Consider the following 16,966-nt stretch of genomic DNA (forward strand, 5'->3'; position numbering starts at 1 on the left):
TTTTCAAGGTGGTGAGAAGGATTTGCAATTGAAACAGTCACATGAGAACATCTTACCAATTATTCGTTATAATATTTTCTTTCCTTTTGATCTCCAGCCATGCCTTGGCTCAGGATAGCCATGAGCTTTATGGTAAAGTTCAGGATGCCAAAGGTGAAGTGCTCCCTTTTGCCAATGTGGCATTGGTGACAGCGGCAACAGGAGAAATGATCTCTGGAGCTGTTTCGGATGATCGAGGAAACTTTTCCATTAAGACCGAAAAGTCTGGAATGGCAGTTTTGAATGTTTCCACCATTGGTTTTAAAACCTACACTTCTGAGCAAATCAATTTGGAAGGAGTTTCCAAAAAAAATATGGGAACCATCAACCTAGAGGAGGAAGCTACTTCACTTGATGAAGTGGAAGTGAGAAGTAGTCGTCCTGAAGTTACTATTCAAGCCGACAGAACCGTGGTAAACATTGAAGGAACTGTAATGGCAGAGGGTAGTAATGCATTGGAAGTGATCGGAAGGTCTCCAGGGGTCTATGTAGATAGTGATGGGAATATTAATCTCAACGGACGTTCTGGGGTGATAGTATTGTTGGATGACAGGCAGACTTATATGAGTGCCAAAGAACTCGCGGACTTTTTGAGGGCGATGCCGGCTGATAATATCAAGAGCATAGAAGTGATCAGTAACCCTCCAGCCAAATATGATGCGGAAGGAGCTGCAGGAGTGCTCAATATCAAGTTGAAGAAGAATGACTATAATGGAATGAATGGAAGCGTCCAGGCAGGTAATTTTTATAATGGCAGAAACGCACCTTTTGCAGGAGCAAGTTTAAATGTTAAGCGAGGTAAATGGACTACCAATGCTAATCTGAACTATAGCAGTTGGGTTCGAAATATAGACTTGGACATTATCCGTAGATTTCAGCTGGATGAAGGATTGTCAGTGTTCGATCAGAATGCATTATTGAAACTGGGAGGAAAAAGTGTGTACTTCAATGGTGGAGCCGATTACCAAATCAATGATAAGCATTCGGTTGGTATAAACCTCCAAGCTTCAGACTACAGTGGGAAAAACGATGGCAATTCCCAGACAGACATTTCTAACCCTGGAAGTAATGAGCTTAACCACCTTAGGGCCCTGAATGATGGTGATGATGATAATCAGAGGATCTTCGGCAATTTCCATTATGTTGGAAACTTGGATACAATGGGTACCAAACTTACAGCAGATATAGATTACACGGCTGTTGATGGTGGATCCACCAGTTTGTTGACCAATGACTACTGGCTAAATGAAGATTTTGAAGGAGGGGATACTGATAGAATTTTCACAGAAAATAAGATGAATTATACCATCTTCACAGCTAAGACTGACTTCACCAAGTCTTTGGGTGAAAAGGCCAAGCTTGAGTCAGGTCTTAAAGGAAGTTGGGTAGAGTCTGACAATGTCTTGATGATCTCCAGAAGTGTGGAGGAAGAACCTTTCGAACCGGATCCAAATAGCAATCATTTTATCTATAATGAAAATGTATATGCGGCCTATGCTTCTTTGAATACGCCGCTGAGTGAAAAGTTTGAGTTTCAAGCAGGCTTACGTCTGGAATATTCAGATATCACCGGTAACTCTGTCACGCTCAATGAGGTAAATAAGCAGGAATATTTAAATCTTTTCCCGACGGTATTCTTGCAGCATAAGGTCTCTGAAAATTATCAGATCAACTATAATGTCAATAGAAGGATTACACGGCCCAACTACCGATTGCTGAATCCATTTGTGTTTTATGTGGATCCATTGACTACAGAACAGGGGAATCCTAATCTAAAACCTCAATATGCTAACAATATCGAAATGAGCCATGTGATCAAAGGTGCTTACCAGTTTACTTTGGCCTACGCAAAAACGACCAACGCTTTTGGTCAGGTGATGACGCAGGATGAAGCGACACGGAAAACAACCTTGCAGGTCCAGAATTTTGATAAATCTGAAGATTTAAGTTTGAGGATGATGATACCTGTGGAATTAGCTGAATGGTACAGTACAAGTAATATGATCAACTTATACTATAAAGCGTATCAATCTCAATTGGGGGATGAGTTTTTGGATGTTAGTCAGTTTAGCTATATGGCTAGAACCCAACATAATATCACGCTTCCCAAAGGATTTAAAGTGGAATTGGTTGGTATGTATTTGAGCCCATTTTTAGAAGGACAGTTGGAAGCCAAAGGGTTTGGTTGGGTAGATGCAGGGGTCACCAAGACTTTCAAAGATGATAAATTTTCTTTAACCGTCAATGGAAATGATATTTTCCGCATGAGAACATTCAGGGGGAATGTGAATTTTGGGGATATCAATACAGATATACAGCAATACAATAGCCAGCAGGCCGTTAGATTGACATTGCGATGGAAATTCTCAAAAGGTGAGAATTTTAAAGTGTCCAATAGAAGTGGAAGTACAGAAGAAAGAAATCGTCTAGATTAAAAATATTTTATTTTGGTTTAACAACAAAAAAGTAGCCTCTCTTGGAGGCTATTTTTTTTGTATATCCGCAATTTTACCAGTAAAGATTAAAAGCGAGTAGAAACTACCCTTTTGATTAAGGTATCAACTGCTTCGGTCTTCAGATCTACCTGGCAGTTAGACAGGCTTCCGACCACTTGAGTAAAGGATGTATGGTTACTGGCATCATAGCGGATAATCAGATTTTTTCAACGCATGTTAATTAAGTTCTAGGGCCTATTGCTTCTCTATGGCCATTCTGTAGATACGAATAAAGTCTTCCTCTACCTCTTGACTGATTTTTTTTACAGCCCATATTTCGTCATTCCGGGTGGTGAACTCTCTAAGGTTGATGTCAAATGTATTGTCAAGTATAGCCATCATTTTTCCTTCATGGTCCATGATGTAAAAATGTTCAGAAGATTGGGGGCGAATACCATCAGTTTCTTTGTCAAGGTCATGGCCTGACACAAAGCTGGTGATTAGGTATTTTGAGGTGGCCTTGAGGTTTTGTGTGTGTCCAGAAGCACCTGGTCCTTTGATGGCCAAAGGATCAGCTTTGGCTGGCTCCTCGCCTTCACTTTGGAAAAAAGGTGAATATTGGAGTGGAATGCGGGAAAGTAAACGATAAGGTGTTTGGGACTGGTAAATGTTTAAGTGAGGATCCACGCCAACCACAATGAAAATTTTATTGTCGAAGTAAGTGTGAGTGGGCATCATTTCAGTGACATCATAGGCCATTCCGTTTTTGAACAAACTCTCATTTTCTAATCCAAAGACACGTTCATAGGTAGCTTCTTTAGTGTCAAACCAAGCTAATAATTGAAATTCATCATAGAATTCTGGATCAATGATACTGTACTGGCCACGCGCTCGGACGGCTTTCCCCAAATACTTACCATCAATGAGGGTAAACTCTTCAGCCAGCATAGGTCGTGCAGAAAATGAAGGAGGTTCTGCGTTGGTGAATTTTTTGTGATCGAGAAGTTCCCCATTGAAGTCAAACCAAGAAAATCCCTGCATGCCTATAATTTGTATCTGTCCTTCTTTGAAAAACTTGGCTGGACCATATTGGTAGTTGACGCCGCCTTTGCTGTCTTTTTGCTTGCCAAATTGATGGAGGATATCACCTTTCATATTTGTGATGAGAAACAACCTTTGCTGTTGATCATATAGCAAAAGTCGATTGTTTTTGGTGTCCACATCCTGTAGCATTAGTTTGCCCAAATAGGAGATGTCGATGGAGTCTTTTACTACAAGTGAAAGAGATTCAACTTTGGTAATGGATTCAGAAGAATTTTGGCCACAAGAAAAGAGAAAAAAGGCCGCAAGTGAAAAAAGGAGGAATGTTGCTTTGAGCATCGGTTTGTTTTTGATAGAACTACTATAAATATAGTTTATAGTTCCGCAAAAACAAACCTTTTTAGTAATATGCTAGAATTACTTGAAATGATACAAGAAAACCAATTTGCCTGTAAAAGCCGGTTTCCTTTGGTCTTTGATTTCCAGCTTTATTTCCATTTCTGTCTTTACTGTGCCTCTCAAATCGGTGATATTTGCCAGTTTGGCATGGAGCCTTACTTCACTGTCCACTACTACAGGCTGTGCAAAACGCAACGACTCAATGCCATAATTTACCAGCATCTTCAGGTTGTTTACCTGAACAATTTGTTCCCAAAGAAAAGGTACGAGAGAAAGGGTAAGGTACCCATGGGCGATGGTGTTGCCAAAGGCGCCTTCAGCCTTGGCTTTTTCAGGATTGGTGTGGATCCATTGGTGATCCAAGGTGGCATCAGCAAATTTGTTGATTTGCTCTTGGGTGATGGTGTGATATTCAGAAATTCCTAAATCTTTACCGATATATTCTTCGAATTCCTCAAAACTGTTAATAATTAACTGACTCATGAAGTATGGTTATGATAAATTAAAAAGCGAATATACACAAAAGGCCGTACATTATTAAACCTGTTGGTTTTTAGCTTTTTGCTTACATCAAGCGTAATTTCGGAAACGTTTTTTGGTAATACTTATTGTTTTACAGAAATTATTTACTTGATTTAGGTTTGTATTTGTTTTTAATTTTAATAATTCCACACATTTTAAAATGAAACTCCTTTTTAAGTGGGCACTCTTGGGGTCCCTATTTTCACTGTTTTTTTATAAAAGTGAAGTATTTGCCCAAACTGATAAAAAACTGGTACTGTTTAATTCCAGGGTCATCAAGACACTTGATGTTGAACTGACTCCTGATTTTGAAGTACTGGAGACTGTGAAGAAAAAAGTCACCGTGCTCAACAAAGATGGGTTGGAAGATGGTCTGATTACCATTTTTTACAATGATCTGATTTCGATTGAAGATTTTAGTGGAGTGATTACGGATAAGGCATCAGGAAAAACAATCGATAAACTGAAATTAAAAGACCTGAACGATGTCTCTCTCATTTCTGATTATTCGGTTTTTGAAGATAGCAGGTTAAAATATTTTGAATTACATGCCGGTAAATTTCCCTTAGAAATTGAATTTGAATATACCACTAAAAAGAGGGGGAACATGTCATTCCCTACTTGGAGGCCTGAAGGAAATAAAATGCAGTTGGTTGAAAAGGCTGAACTTAATTTAATTTATCCTGAAAATATGGAGGTCAGGTATCTGGTAAAGAATATCGATCAGGAAGCCAAAGTGTCCAACTCTGAAGGTAAGGTCAAGATGCATTGGGAGCTCGAGAATCTCATCAAACTTTCAGATGATAAACCAGATGAGGATAGTATCGCCATGGTGAAAATTGCCCCAAAGGATTTTACTATGGAAGGCTATGCGTCCAATATGGAGACTTGGGGAGGTTTTGGTAATTGGATCTATCAGCTTAATCAAGGCAAGGATGACTTGTCTCCAGATGCGAAAGCCAAAGTCGCTGAACTTACAGAGGGGCTTGAGTCGGAGCTGGAAAAGATTCAAATATTGTATAAATACATGCAGGATAATTATCGCTATGTAAGTATCCAGTTGGGGATCGGAGGCTTCATGCCCATGTATGCCACGGAAGTCTTTGAGGCCAAGTATGGCGATTGTAAAGCTCTAAGCATGTTTATGAATGCCATGCTTAAAGAGGCTGGAATCAATGCGAATTATGTTTTGGTAAAGGCAGGAAGTGATGAAAATGACATTGATGTGGATTTTCCGTCAAACCAGTTCAACCATGCCATATTGCAAGTTCCCATGGAGCAGGATACGGTTTGGCTGGAATGTACCTCCAGTACTTTGCCTGCAGGTTTTTTAGGGGATTTTACGATGGACAGACATGTGCTGGTCATTACTGAAGAAGGAGGAAAGCTCGTCAAAACTCCCGCTTATCAGTCTACTGATTATAACCAGATCAAAAACAATTCAAAGATTGAGCTGCTGGGCCAAGGAATGGCCAGGATCAAGCAAACCAAAGAAATGACAGGGTTTGCAGCACAGACCTATTTGGCAGTGCAGCGTCACTTTAATGAAAAGGAAGTTGAAAAGCATATCTATTATGATTTGGATTTTAGTGGCGCTCATATTGAGAAATTTGATCTCAATGTAGATAATCAGCAAATCGTGCCGAAGGCCATTCTAAATCATGAAACTTTTTTACAGCAGTTTTATCAAAGCACCAGCAAGAGGCTAATTATCAAACCAAAGTACCAGACCATCAAAGCGGATGATATTTTGAATTTTAATATGCATTGGGAGGAGAATATTGAGATTGCCAGCCCCGATGAAATGGAACTGGAAAGTGGAGAGGTAGATTTGGACCTTACTGAGGATTATTTTGATTATAAAAAGCACCAAGTTCTTGAAGATAATTTATTAAAAATTGCCAGAGTCATAAAGTTTCATTTTCCTGAAGATGTGGATGAAGAGACAATCACTAAGACACTCAAGCAAATAGAAAAGCTAGATGATCAACCGATATTTTTAAAGAAATGACACACAATATGTACCACCTACTTAGGGCCTTTGCTATAATGGTCTTTTTAATGCTGTTTTCCTTGTCCTCTTTTGCCCAGGATTATGAGGTAAAGTTGGGGAAATACAGTTCAGAGGAACTAGAGATGACCTCATGTGCTTTTGAGCCTGAAGCTGCTGCTATCGTTTTAGGTGAGCAAGGGATTGGGTTCTTTTCCAATGGCCGATTGGTTACGGAGATAAAGAGAAGACTAAAGATTTTTGATAGCAAGGCCAAGGATTATGCAGATATCACCATTACCTATTATGAAGGTGAAAATAAGGTGGAAGCCATTACGGGCCTAAAAGCGCAAGTGATGAACCTTGAAAATGGCAAAGAAGTAATTACCAAGATGTCCAAGAAGGATTTCTTTGAGACTGACCTTGGAAATGGCTATAAGGAAATCAGGTTTACTTTTCCAAATGTAAAGGAAGGATCAATCATTGAATATGAATATGACCATTACTTTGAAAACATTACTTTTTTGGATGGATGGCAGTTTCAGAATGATATTCCGACAGTTTTTTCCCGTTATAAAATCGATATCCCAGAATACCTGGATTACCGGTTTCTAGGCCAGGGAGAACATTTTGTGGTGGCCAACCAAAATAGAGTCAATAATTTTGGAGAAAATGAATGGACTTTGACCAACCTTAAGTCTGTGCAGTCTGAGCCTTACATGAACAATTTCGTGGACTATCTGGATAAAATAGAATTTCAGTTGGCTGGATATAAGGACTATGGGAACATGGGGCATTATGAATCTGTATTAAGTAATTGGCAAAAATTGGCTGACGAGATATTTGAAATAGACGCATTTAGGTCTTACTTCCGAAATAATGGGACATTTAAAGACCTTGCTGAAGTAGACATCGAAGGAGAGACAGAGGCCGAGAAGGCAGAATATATTTATCAGCTGATTAAAGAAAAATATACGCTCAACGACGAAGGCGGTTTTGTGCCAGATCAAAACATCAAAAAGTTAGTGACCAATAAAGTCGGGAGCAAAACAGAGTTGAATCTTCTAATGATTGCCATGTTACGTGCCAATGGGATTGAAGCAGATCCATTACTTATCAGTAGCAAAGGAAATGGTAGATCCTACTTGGTTCAATTTCCATTTGTGAGGCAGTTCAATAGGCTTATCGTAAAAGCTACTATAGACGGAGAAGTGGTGTTTGCGGATACTTCCCATGAGCATGTTCCGTTCGGTTATTTGCCTCTAGCGTATCATGTCGAAGGCGGTTTTCTGGTGAAAGAAGAGGGAAGTGATTTGATCAGAATGAACTTGGAACATAAGTCAGGAATCAAACAAATGGTCAATATTTCTTTGGAGGCGGATTCAATTCATTTTGGCCACACCGTGCGTTATTTGGATTATGATGCAGTGTCGTTTTTAGAGAGAAATGATGATTTGGATGAAGAGAAATTGGAAAAGATGTTGGACAAGGATGAGGTCAATGTAATGGGCCTTGAAGTGAAGGATCTGGAAAGCAAAAGAAGACAAGTGGAAAGTAGTTTTATGGTCAATATGCCGATGAACACTTCTGCGGAGCTTTTGCTCATCAATCCCATTATGGTAAAAAGGCACAAGGAAAATCCATTTAAGATCGATGACAGGAATTTTCCAGTTGATTTTAACTACGTGTTTTCTGACAATTATATTGCCAATATCAGCATTCCTGAAGGTTACGAATTGGATGATTATCCGGAACAATTAGCCATATCCATGCCTAGTGGATTGGCCAAGTTCATCTATATTCCTCAAGAAGATACCAATAACAACGTGCTTAGAATCAATGTGAAATTTGATTTGAATACAGAGATGGTACAGCCCTCGGACTACCAAGATCTTAAAGCATTTATGGAGTATATGGTCAATAAAATTCAAGAGCCGGTAGTGCTCAAGAAGAAATCCTGAGAAAGTTGAAAGATCACCCTAACAGAGCTGCTTTGTCTATGACAAGCAGCTTTTTTTATGGCTTGGCACGACACACAAAAAAGCTTCCAAAATAGTGATCAAATTGGCAATCTTATTTTGCCAAACTCACTTTGATGGATTTCCTTTTGATTTTATGAGATTTGGAGGCATCAATCGCCTGTTGGTATTTGCCGCGTTTTATGGCCACATAGGAGAAAAAATCCTTCACTTCGATCAGGCCCAAATCCTCTTTATCCATAAAGTCAAATTGAAGGAAAAAGCCCACCAAATCGATTTTGTTTACCTTATGTTTTTTGCCTTTGTTGATGTGCAAAGTAGCAAATGGAGGCTCGATGTTCTTTTCTCCCTCATGGAGAAGAAGAGTTTCAGGTTGATGTGTCAGGTAGGGTGGTAAATAATCTGTTTCTGACATGATCAGCACACTGGTTCCTGAAGCTTTCATTCTGGCTGTTCTCCCATTTCGGTGTAAAAAGGTAGTCTCCTGAGATGGAATTTGAAAATGAACCACATAATCCAAGGCCGGAATATCAATGCCTCGAGAAGCAATGTCCGTAGCAATCAAGACCTGGGCACTGCCATTTCTGAACTTGGTTAGCTGGGATTCTCTTTCATCCTGCTCCAAGCCACCTCTAAAGAGGGAGAAAATGATTTGATGTTGGTCCAGAAATTCTCCTATTCGGTCACAAGCGTCCCTGTGGTTAGCAAATACGATCACATTTTGACCTGCTTTGAGATTTTGAATCAATGAAAGCAAACCTTCTAGCTTTTCGCCTTTTGGAGTAACCAATTTTTTGATTTGTATGCTGGGCTTGCCTTCTCCTTCCGCTTCCACTGTGTAATGATCGTCGAAATCCAAAAAATAGGGTATTTCAATTCCGTCTGTTGCAGAAACCAAAATTTTATCTTTTACATTAAAAAGCTGACTGGTTATATAACGCATCTGCCCTGTGAAACCCAGTTCCAAAGCTTTGTCAAACTCATCAAAAACAAGTTGGGAAATACCTTTGGGGTCAAAGGTTCCTCTTTCGAGATGGTCTTTGATCCTTCCGGGAGTACCCACCAAAATGGTCGGTGGCACAGAGAAGTTTTTTCTTTCTATGCTGAAAAGGTGCCCTCCATAGCAGGCATTGACCTTTACGGGCAGCTTCATTTGCTTTAAGACACTTTCAATCTGCAAGACCAGCTCCCTTGTAGGTGCTAAGATCAGCGCTTGAACACCTTCCTTTTCTTCGAGTTTGGGCAAAATGCTCATCAAATAGGCTACCGTTTTACCACTTCCCGTAGGAGCTAAAAGCTTGATCTTGGAGTGTTTACTGGAGGCCGCTACAGTGGCTTCCTGCATTTCATTGAGTGCGTCGAAGCCAAGGCTTGATAATATTGCTTTTTGATTTATGCTTAAAAGTGTCATGGAACAAAGGTAATTCAAGTATCTTTATAAATCAGTATAATGTGTCTATTCCATGGAAGAACAACCCAATAACCCCATGCACGGGGTAAAACTTGAGCAAATTATTACAGTTTTGGTGAAATACTATGGCTGGGAAAACCTTGGCGACATGGTGCGCATCAATTGTTTTATCAATGACCCAAGTATCAAAAGCAGTCTTAAGTTTCTTAGGAAAACTCCTTGGGCAAGAGATAAGGTAGAAGCACTTTATCTGGATCTTTTGAAAAAGAAGTAAGATAAGTGGTTTTAAAGCAGCCATTTGTTTTTTTGCCTAATTCATCAATGCTGATTTTCAGTTTCCGTAAGATTGGCTTCACTGTGCATTCCCATGAAGCTATAAGATTCCAATGGCATTTCACCTTCTTCGATTACTTCCACTATTTCTTCTAATTTATGGCTTTGTCAGACAATGGGAACAATGATTATTCATGGAACCGTTATTGGCACACGTTTTTATTTTTTATCCTGCTTCTTGTCTCCAAAAGTCAACGATTTCATCATTTTTGATTTTGAATCCATAAACGGCCATTGATTCTGTACACCAATCGGGTTCAACTAGAAAGGTGTTGTAAATATTCAGTCTAAACGAGCAATTCTCAGCGTCAAAACTCACAGCAATTTTGTCTTTACAAATCTCGGAGCCTGTATAATCTTTGGGAGCTATATTAAAATGATACTCTTTTTCGAACTGTTTATTTGCAGTTAGAGAGTCTGAGTTAATGTCAGCGAGAAACTCAATCAAATATTCTGGTGTCAAGTCGACCGTTATTGAAGCTTCTTGATCATTGTTAGGATATTGCACCTTTCTTATTGAATCTAGCTTGTAAAAGAAATCTGCTTGAAGTTCTTTGTCTTTAAGGTTCAAAAAATCCTCAGTTTTCCCCATGTAAGTAGTAGAGGCAGCTTGCTCTGAATTTTTTTCCATTGACTTTTCATGTTCTTCTCTCAGGTCTTTATCAGGTTCAGGAACAAGTTCCATTCTGTCAGAGGTAGTGGTAGTTTCTTTTTTCACCGTATTACCACATCCAAAAAATGTCAAGACAGTCAATATGTAAATTAGATCCTTCATTTTCTTAATGGGGGCCAACGAGCATATACCTGCAGATCCTTTTAACTTATATGTTCGATTTTTTTTATAATGCCTTAAGAAAATGTGTTTGCTGGTAAGCAAGGAGATAATCAACATTCAATATCATAAAATCAAGCTTGAGCAACTGTAGTAAAACTATTTTTTACGGCTGACCATTTCATTGATCCAGATAGGGGCAAAGGGTGAGGTACAGCCTTTAGAAGTAGGGTAATCCCTATAAAGTCCTAGCTTTTCTCCTATTTCAAGGGCTCTTTGCCGATATTCAGGATGATGAATCCCAATATGGGCCAAGCTGAAATTCATGGTCCATTGCGCTTCAGGGGCAGCACTGCCCATTTCCTTTTCCAATCGATCGAGTATAGCATTAAGGTCAAATCCTTCTGCTCCTTTGTTGATCAAGCTACTGGTGAGGTTCCATCCAGCTCGAGCAGCCCAAGGGTTTTTATCGTTCATCCAAGCTTCCCTGAAAGCTGTTTTATTTGGATGTTCTTTGATCACATAGGAATTGAACCAATCTGAAACCTGAGAGAATTTCAGGGATTTGACCATTTCGTCCAATTCCTTGTCAGAAAGCTCCTTTGGTTTCATGATCAGGATGGCCACTAATCTGGCATCGATGTTTTCAGTAGCCCAAAGTTGAAGCGCCAGTGGGTGGTCGCTTTTTATTTTCTTTGCCAAAGCACGGATGTCTCCCATTTTGACACCGTATTGGTTATCATGCGCTCCTCGCTTGGCATTTTGGAGCCGCATTCTTTCACTGCCCAAGGCTTCAAGCTGGCTGAGTACTTCAGAAAGGGTCATTTTAGTATTTCTTAATTTCTAGTGATTTTAACGAATTTATAAAAATCCCGGATAGAAGACGCAACATACCTACCAGGAATAAGCAGTATTTTCAACACGATTAGGATCCTATTGAAATCATCTGAAATTCTAAAGGGATGATCAATGATCCCTCCAAATATTCCAACATTATCATAATCTGGCTTTGGTTTGAAGTAGTAACTCATCAATAAATAGCACAGGATAATAATACTGCTAAAACCAATCTCCTTGATACTTATAGAAGGTTCATTACGGAAGAGGAGATAATAATAGCTCGCTAAAATCAATCCTGAAATGATAAAGTTCAGGATGATAAATACTTTTGATTTTCGGCTGTAAGCAGGTGCTTCATTTGCAATGTTTCCTACCTTTTTGGGGCTTATGGATTCCCCAATCCATTCAATTAGGCTCATGTTTTGAATATAAAAAATGTTAGTTGCTTTCTGCTAAGATAATAGTTTTAAGGAATTGATAGCCATACCGGATGTGCTTTCTATGGCCAAACTAATGGAATCTGATCAAAAGGAAACTTACTTAATTAGCTGTCTGGGTAGCTTTGGGTAACCATTTGGTTTGAGATTTAATGAGCTTACAAAATAAACCTAAATGGAATCTTTGGGTGTAAAATTTGAATTTTATGGTTGAATTAATTGCGTAGATTTAAGTAAATGAAATAGATAATAAAATTATTTGCTATATTTAAGTGTGTTTTGTAAAATTTTTACAAAACTTATTATGTATATCCGCAATTCTACCAGTAAAGATTAAAAGCGAGTAGAAAATACCCTTTTGATTAAAGTATCAACTGCTTCGGTCTTCAGGCTTCAGGCTTCCGACCACTTGAGCAAAGGATGTATGGTTACTGGCATCAAAGCGGATAATCAGAGAACTTATTTACCTATTCAACCTATACAAAACCTATGAAAATTTCTTACCTATTCTTCAAAATCTGTGTACTCACTTTGTGCTGTATTCAGATTGCTGCGGCACAGAATCGCTATGAATTAAACAGTGAATGGTACTGTAATCCCATTGGAGATACTAAGGCCACAGGCTCTGAACTCTCCAGCACTGACTATTCCTTAGAAAAGTGGATGCCGGCCACTGTTCCCGGTACGGTGCTTACCACCCTACTCAATAATGGTAAAGTTCCTGACCCATTCTACGGCATGAACAATGAAAAAATCAAGGACATTTATGAAACAGGCCGTGAACATTATACCTATTGGTTTGCCAAAGATTTCACCGAAAAAGCCAAAGAAGGAGAGCAAGTTTGGTTAAGTTTCCGAGGAATCAACTACAGTGTAGAGGTTTTTCTAAACGGCCAAAAAGTCAATGCGGAACCCTACAAAGGCATGTATTTGCGTAAGCAATTTAACATTACGTCCTTCTTGGCTGAGAATGGAAAAAACAGGTTGGCTGTTCTGGTGCATCCAGCGGATCATGTGGGGAATCCCAATGGAGGGCAAGGGGGCGATGGGACCATTGCCAAAGGAGTGGCCCTGCAGTATACTGCCGGCTGGGATTGGATCCAACCTGTTAGAGATCGAAATACAGGGATCTGGGACAAGGTTTTTATTGAAAAAACCGGGGCCGTCAACTTGAAGAATCCCCACATTGTCACCTTGGTGGAAGGTGTAAGAAAGCCTGGAGAAGAACAAGATCCTGCTACCATCAAAGTGTCAGCAGAACTTCAAAATACTCTTTCTGTTCCCGTGAAGGGAACTTTGCAATATACTTTAGCTGGGCAGACGGTGAGCAAAACAGTGAGTCTTAAAGCTCATAAAACCGTTGAGGTAGATTTGCCGGATTTTATCTTGGAAGCCCCAAAATTATGGTGGCCAAGTGGCTATGGAGAGCAAAACCTTTATGATATGGATATAAAATTCCTGACGGATGGCCAGACTTCTGACAGCGAAAAAGTAACCTTTGGGGTAAGAGAGATTCAGACAGATTGGAATGCCCATACGCTGAGTAAGCAAATTTCCGTAAATGGGCAGAAGATCTTTATCAAAGGAGGGAACTGGATCATCTCGGATGCCATGTTGAGGTTTTCCAAAGAAAGGTATGATGCTGAAATCCGATTCCATAGGGATATGAATCTAAACCTGATCCGAATTTGGGGAGGAGCCTTGCCAGAGCGTCCAGAGTTTTATGAAGCTTGTGACAAATACGGATTGTTGGTCATTCAGGACTTTTGGATGTCAGGAGATTGTAACGGCCGTTGGTTAGACCCCAAAAAGAAGGAAGACCAATGGACCCGCAGACAATACCCGGATGATCATTCCTTGTTTATTGAATCTGCCAAAGATGTCGTGAAAATGCTTCGTAATCATGCCTCTTTGGCCATCTGGTGTGGCGGAAATGAGATTACTCCCCCAGCAGATATCATGCATGCCATCAAAGAGGAGATTTTACCGGAATACGACGGGACCCGTTGGTTTATCGATTATTCCAATTCGGATGAAATGTCTTATAATTTTAAAGGAGGAAACGGTGATGGCCCTTATGGTATTCAGGATATCAGTACTTTCTGGGCAGAGCGCACCTGGCCATTTAACTCAGAAGTAGGCTCTGTGGGAACTGGAGATGCTGTTTCATTAAGACGATTTTTACCGGAAGAAAACCAAGTGATTCCAATTGAAATGGAAGGTACTGAGAAGGTAAAGGATGAAGTCTGGACTTATCACAAATATATTGACTATGGCAATTCCATGGAACCTTATGGTACACCACGTGATATGGAAGATTTTGCGACCAAAGCCCAGTTGGTGAATTACAACCAATACAGGGGCTTGATGGAAGGCTTTACGGCCCACATGTGGGATTGGTATACTGGGGTGATCATTTGGAAAACTCAGAATCCTTGGACGGCGCTTCGTGGACAGATGTATGACTATTACCTGGATCCGAATGCTTGTCTCTATGGGCTTCGCGAAGGAAGTGAGGCTTTGCATGCCATGTATGACCCTGTGAAAGGAAATATCATGATCGCCAACAATACTTTTGAGCAGCAGCATGACCTGATGCTTCGAGTGACAGCTTATGACATGGATGGTAAGAGCAAACGATTGACTCAAGTATTTAACTACATCGAACCGGCCAGTATCCGTTTGATCATGTCCCTTCAGAAGAGCATTCAAGAGTTGAGTAATGAAAAAGGCCTGTTTTTGGCGGTACAGCTCTTGAATGTGGACCAAGAGTTAGTCAGTGATAACTTTTATTGGATACCGGATGCAGAAGGCAACTATTCTGGATTGCAAGAAATGGCCAGCGCTCAGTTGAAAGTGGAGGCTACCAAGATTTCCGATAGCGAAATCAGTGTGACAGTAAGCAATTCAGCGGATAATACCGTGTCTTTCTTTAACCGACTTTCTTTGGTTGATGCAGACACTAGGGAGAGGCTCTTGCCTACTTTCTTTAGTGACAACTATGTTTCATTGGTGCCTGGGGAAGAGAAGACAATTACAGTAAGCTATGACAAACTGAAAAGTACTGATGCATTGATTGAAATTGGTGGCTGGAATACCCCTACTCAAACCATAGAGATAAGATAATCCATGTTGAAATAATTACAAATGACACCGGGCATAAGTTCGGTGTCATTTTTTTATCTTTCGTTAAAATAGATATAGGATATTTTCAGTTCAAACCCTTTGTTATAGAAAAATTCGGCCATTTTTTGATCGGTTAATGCATGGACTTAGTTTTCTGTAGCGTTTAGAATCAATTGATGATAAAAGCGGATAGAATTTTCAAAGTCACTTACTGGAATTCGTTCGTTGAGGCCATGAAATGACTTGATGTTTCCTTTGTTGAGCTTGATGGCTGAGAACCGATAGATATCATCTGAAATTTCATTGAAGTGACGGGAGTCTGTGCCGCCCACTACCAAGTAGGGAGAAACCAAGGTGGAGGGGAAGGTTTCCGTGATGGTCTCTTGGATGGTTTGGAAGCCAAATGAATCTGTTTTGGATACCTTGGAAGGATTGGAAATAAAGGCACTGCGCTGAATGTGAATCCGTTCATCATTGATGGTTTTTTTGACCCTCTCCTCCACCGACTCAATGGTTTCGCCGGGAATTATCCTGAAATTGATAGTGGCCTTGGCAGACTGGGGAATGATATTTTCCTTGACTCCACTGTTAAAGATGGTAGGTGAGGTGGTGGTTCTTACCAAGGCATTACCTGATGCACTTCCTTCATATATTTTGGTGATTACCGAGCTAAAGATAGGTTTGTTGGCGAAAACGAGTTTGTTTACAAAGGGCATCTCTGGTCCCAAATATTGGATAAAGCCATCGATTGGAGCAGAAATCAGGGATGGAAATGGTTTTTGCTTCAGTTTGGCGATAGCACTCGAAAGGATGTCAATCGCTGTTTCTCTCTCTGGCATGGAGGAGTGCCCTCCTTCTACTTTTACTGATAAGGATAAACTGACAAAACCTTTTTCCGCTATGCCTATCAGTGCCACATCTCCTGGGATTCCCGGTACCATGTTTTGGACAATGCTTCCACCCTCATCCAACACAAATTCAGCCTGGACATTTTGTTCTTTAAGGTAGGCCGCTATGGCTTGGGCACCTTTCACTCCACCTATTTCTTCGTCATGACCAAAGGCGAGATAAATGCTTCTCTCAGGCTGATAGCCATTTTGTAACAACCGTTCTGTAGCTTCCAAGATTCCGATAACCCCCACTTTATCATCGATGGTTCCTCGCCCCCAAATGGTGTCTTGGATGATCTCACCTCCAAAAGGGCTTTCCTTCCAATCTGGGATATTTTCTTCAATAACGGGTACCACATCTAAGTGCCCCATAAGAATGATAGGTTTCAAATCGGGTTTGCTGCCTTCCCAATGATATAGAAAACTAAAATCATTAAAGTTTTTTTTGTCGAGCAATGAATCTGCAAGTGGATAAGTGCTGCTGAGAAAATCAGCAAACTGCTGGAATTGAAGGGTGTCAAAGTCTTTGGGGTCTTCCGGTGAAACGGTTTGGATCTGAATGGCCTTGGAAAAGTTGGAAACAGAAGTGGAGCTTATTTGAAGCGGCTCAATAGGCTTTCTGCTGATTTGCTTGGAAGGAAAAGTAAACATATTGAAGAACAGATATGCGACAAAAAACAGAAAAGCTACCAAGAGAAATAAAATACCTTTTTTGAAGAGTTTCATTGGAGAGGAGGTTATGTCAGGAGATA

At 40.1% G+C, this 16,966-nt stretch carries 12 protein-coding genes and 1 pseudogene; 5 read left to right on the forward strand and 8 right to left on the reverse strand.

Annotation, left to right across the window (positions count from 1 at the left end; genetic code table 11):
* Nucleotides 1–41: 41 nt before the first annotated feature.
* Nucleotides 42–2,474 carry an outer membrane beta-barrel family protein gene (locus IFO69_RS13085; RefSeq protein ID WP_192010569.1) on the forward strand — a complete coding sequence of 811 codons (2,433 nt, stop codon included), beginning with the start codon at nucleotides 42–44 and terminating at the stop codon, nucleotides 2,472–2,474.
* Nucleotides 2,475–2,729: 255 nt separating this feature from the next.
* On the opposite strand, the gene IFO69_RS13090 is transcribed toward IFO69_RS13085, so the two are convergent.
* Together IFO69_RS13090 and IFO69_RS13095 are read right to left on the reverse strand one after the other, a co-directional pair.
* The gene (locus IFO69_RS13090; protein ID WP_192010570.1) at nucleotides 2,730–3,854 is read right to left on the reverse strand and encodes a hypothetical protein; all 1,125 of its coding nucleotides are present in this window, start codon (nucleotides 3,852–3,854) and stop codon (nucleotides 2,730–2,732) included.
* 78 nt (nucleotides 3,855–3,932) lie between these two features.
* Complete coding sequence (locus IFO69_RS13095; RefSeq protein WP_192010571.1) at nucleotides 3,933–4,397, reverse strand: MaoC family dehydratase; 465 nt, start codon at nucleotides 4,395–4,397, stop codon at nucleotides 3,933–3,935.
* Between the two features lie 199 nt (nucleotides 4,398–4,596).
* Here IFO69_RS13095 and IFO69_RS13100 point away from each other — a divergent pair, with 199 nt between their 5' ends.
* Both IFO69_RS13100 and IFO69_RS13105 read left to right on the forward strand, forming a co-directional pair.
* On the forward strand, nucleotides 4,597–6,447 hold the full coding sequence (locus IFO69_RS13100; protein WP_192010572.1) for a DUF3857 domain-containing protein: 1,851 nt from the start codon (nucleotides 4,597–4,599) through the stop codon (nucleotides 6,445–6,447).
* Nucleotides 6,448–6,455: 8 nt separating this feature from the next.
* A complete protein-coding gene (locus IFO69_RS13105) occupies nucleotides 6,456–8,387 on the forward strand; it encodes a DUF3857 and transglutaminase domain-containing protein (protein ID WP_225444132.1) in 1,932 nt (643 codons plus the stop codon).
* A gap of 112 nt (nucleotides 8,388–8,499) precedes the next feature.
* Here IFO69_RS13105 and IFO69_RS13110 read toward each other — a convergent pair whose 3' ends face one another.
* Entirely contained in the window at nucleotides 8,500–9,816 is a 1,317-nt protein-coding gene (locus tag IFO69_RS13110) for a DEAD/DEAH box helicase (protein WP_192010574.1), read from the reverse strand.
* 52 nt (nucleotides 9,817–9,868) lie between these two features.
* Between IFO69_RS13110 and IFO69_RS13115 the strand changes: the two genes are divergently transcribed.
* The gene (locus IFO69_RS13115; RefSeq protein ID WP_192010575.1) at nucleotides 9,869–10,090 is read left to right on the forward strand and encodes a VF530 family protein; all 222 of its coding nucleotides are present in this window, start codon (nucleotides 9,869–9,871) and stop codon (nucleotides 10,088–10,090) included.
* A gap of 44 nt (nucleotides 10,091–10,134) precedes the next feature.
* Here the strand turns inward: IFO69_RS13115 and IFO69_RS21745 are convergent.
* The 4 genes and pseudogenes from IFO69_RS21745 to IFO69_RS13135 all read right to left on the reverse strand — a co-directional run.
* A pseudogene (locus IFO69_RS21745) lies at nucleotides 10,135–10,245 on the reverse strand (heme-binding domain-containing protein); the annotation flags it as partial.
* A gap of 70 nt (nucleotides 10,246–10,315) precedes the next feature.
* Nucleotides 10,316–10,924, reverse strand: a complete 609-nt coding sequence (locus IFO69_RS13125) for a hypothetical protein (protein ID WP_192010576.1) — start codon at nucleotides 10,922–10,924, stop codon at nucleotides 10,316–10,318.
* Nucleotides 10,925–11,080: 156 nt separating this feature from the next.
* Nucleotides 11,081–11,746: a DNA alkylation repair protein gene (locus tag IFO69_RS13130; protein WP_192010577.1), complete on the reverse strand. Its 666-nt coding sequence runs from the start codon at nucleotides 11,744–11,746 to the stop codon at nucleotides 11,081–11,083.
* Between the two features lie 11 nt (nucleotides 11,747–11,757).
* Complete coding sequence (locus IFO69_RS13135; RefSeq protein WP_192010578.1) at nucleotides 11,758–12,180, reverse strand: hypothetical protein; 423 nt, start codon at nucleotides 12,178–12,180, stop codon at nucleotides 11,758–11,760.
* Nucleotides 12,181–12,687: 507 nt separating this feature from the next.
* Between IFO69_RS13135 and IFO69_RS13140 the strand changes: the two genes are divergently transcribed.
* On the forward strand, nucleotides 12,688–15,324 hold the full coding sequence (locus tag IFO69_RS13140; protein ID WP_192010579.1) for a glycoside hydrolase family 2 protein: 2,637 nt from the start codon (nucleotides 12,688–12,690) through the stop codon (nucleotides 15,322–15,324).
* Between the two features lie 146 nt (nucleotides 15,325–15,470).
* On the opposite strand, the gene IFO69_RS13145 is transcribed toward IFO69_RS13140, so the two are convergent.
* The gene (locus IFO69_RS13145; RefSeq protein ID WP_192010580.1) at nucleotides 15,471–16,940 is read right to left on the reverse strand and encodes a M20 family peptidase; all 1,470 of its coding nucleotides are present in this window, start codon (nucleotides 16,938–16,940) and stop codon (nucleotides 15,471–15,473) included.
* Nucleotides 16,941–16,966 lie beyond the last annotated feature (26 nt).

The organism is Echinicola arenosa (assembly GCF_014841125.1).
Lineage (GTDB): Bacteria > Bacteroidota > Bacteroidia > Cytophagales > Cyclobacteriaceae > Echinicola > Echinicola arenosa.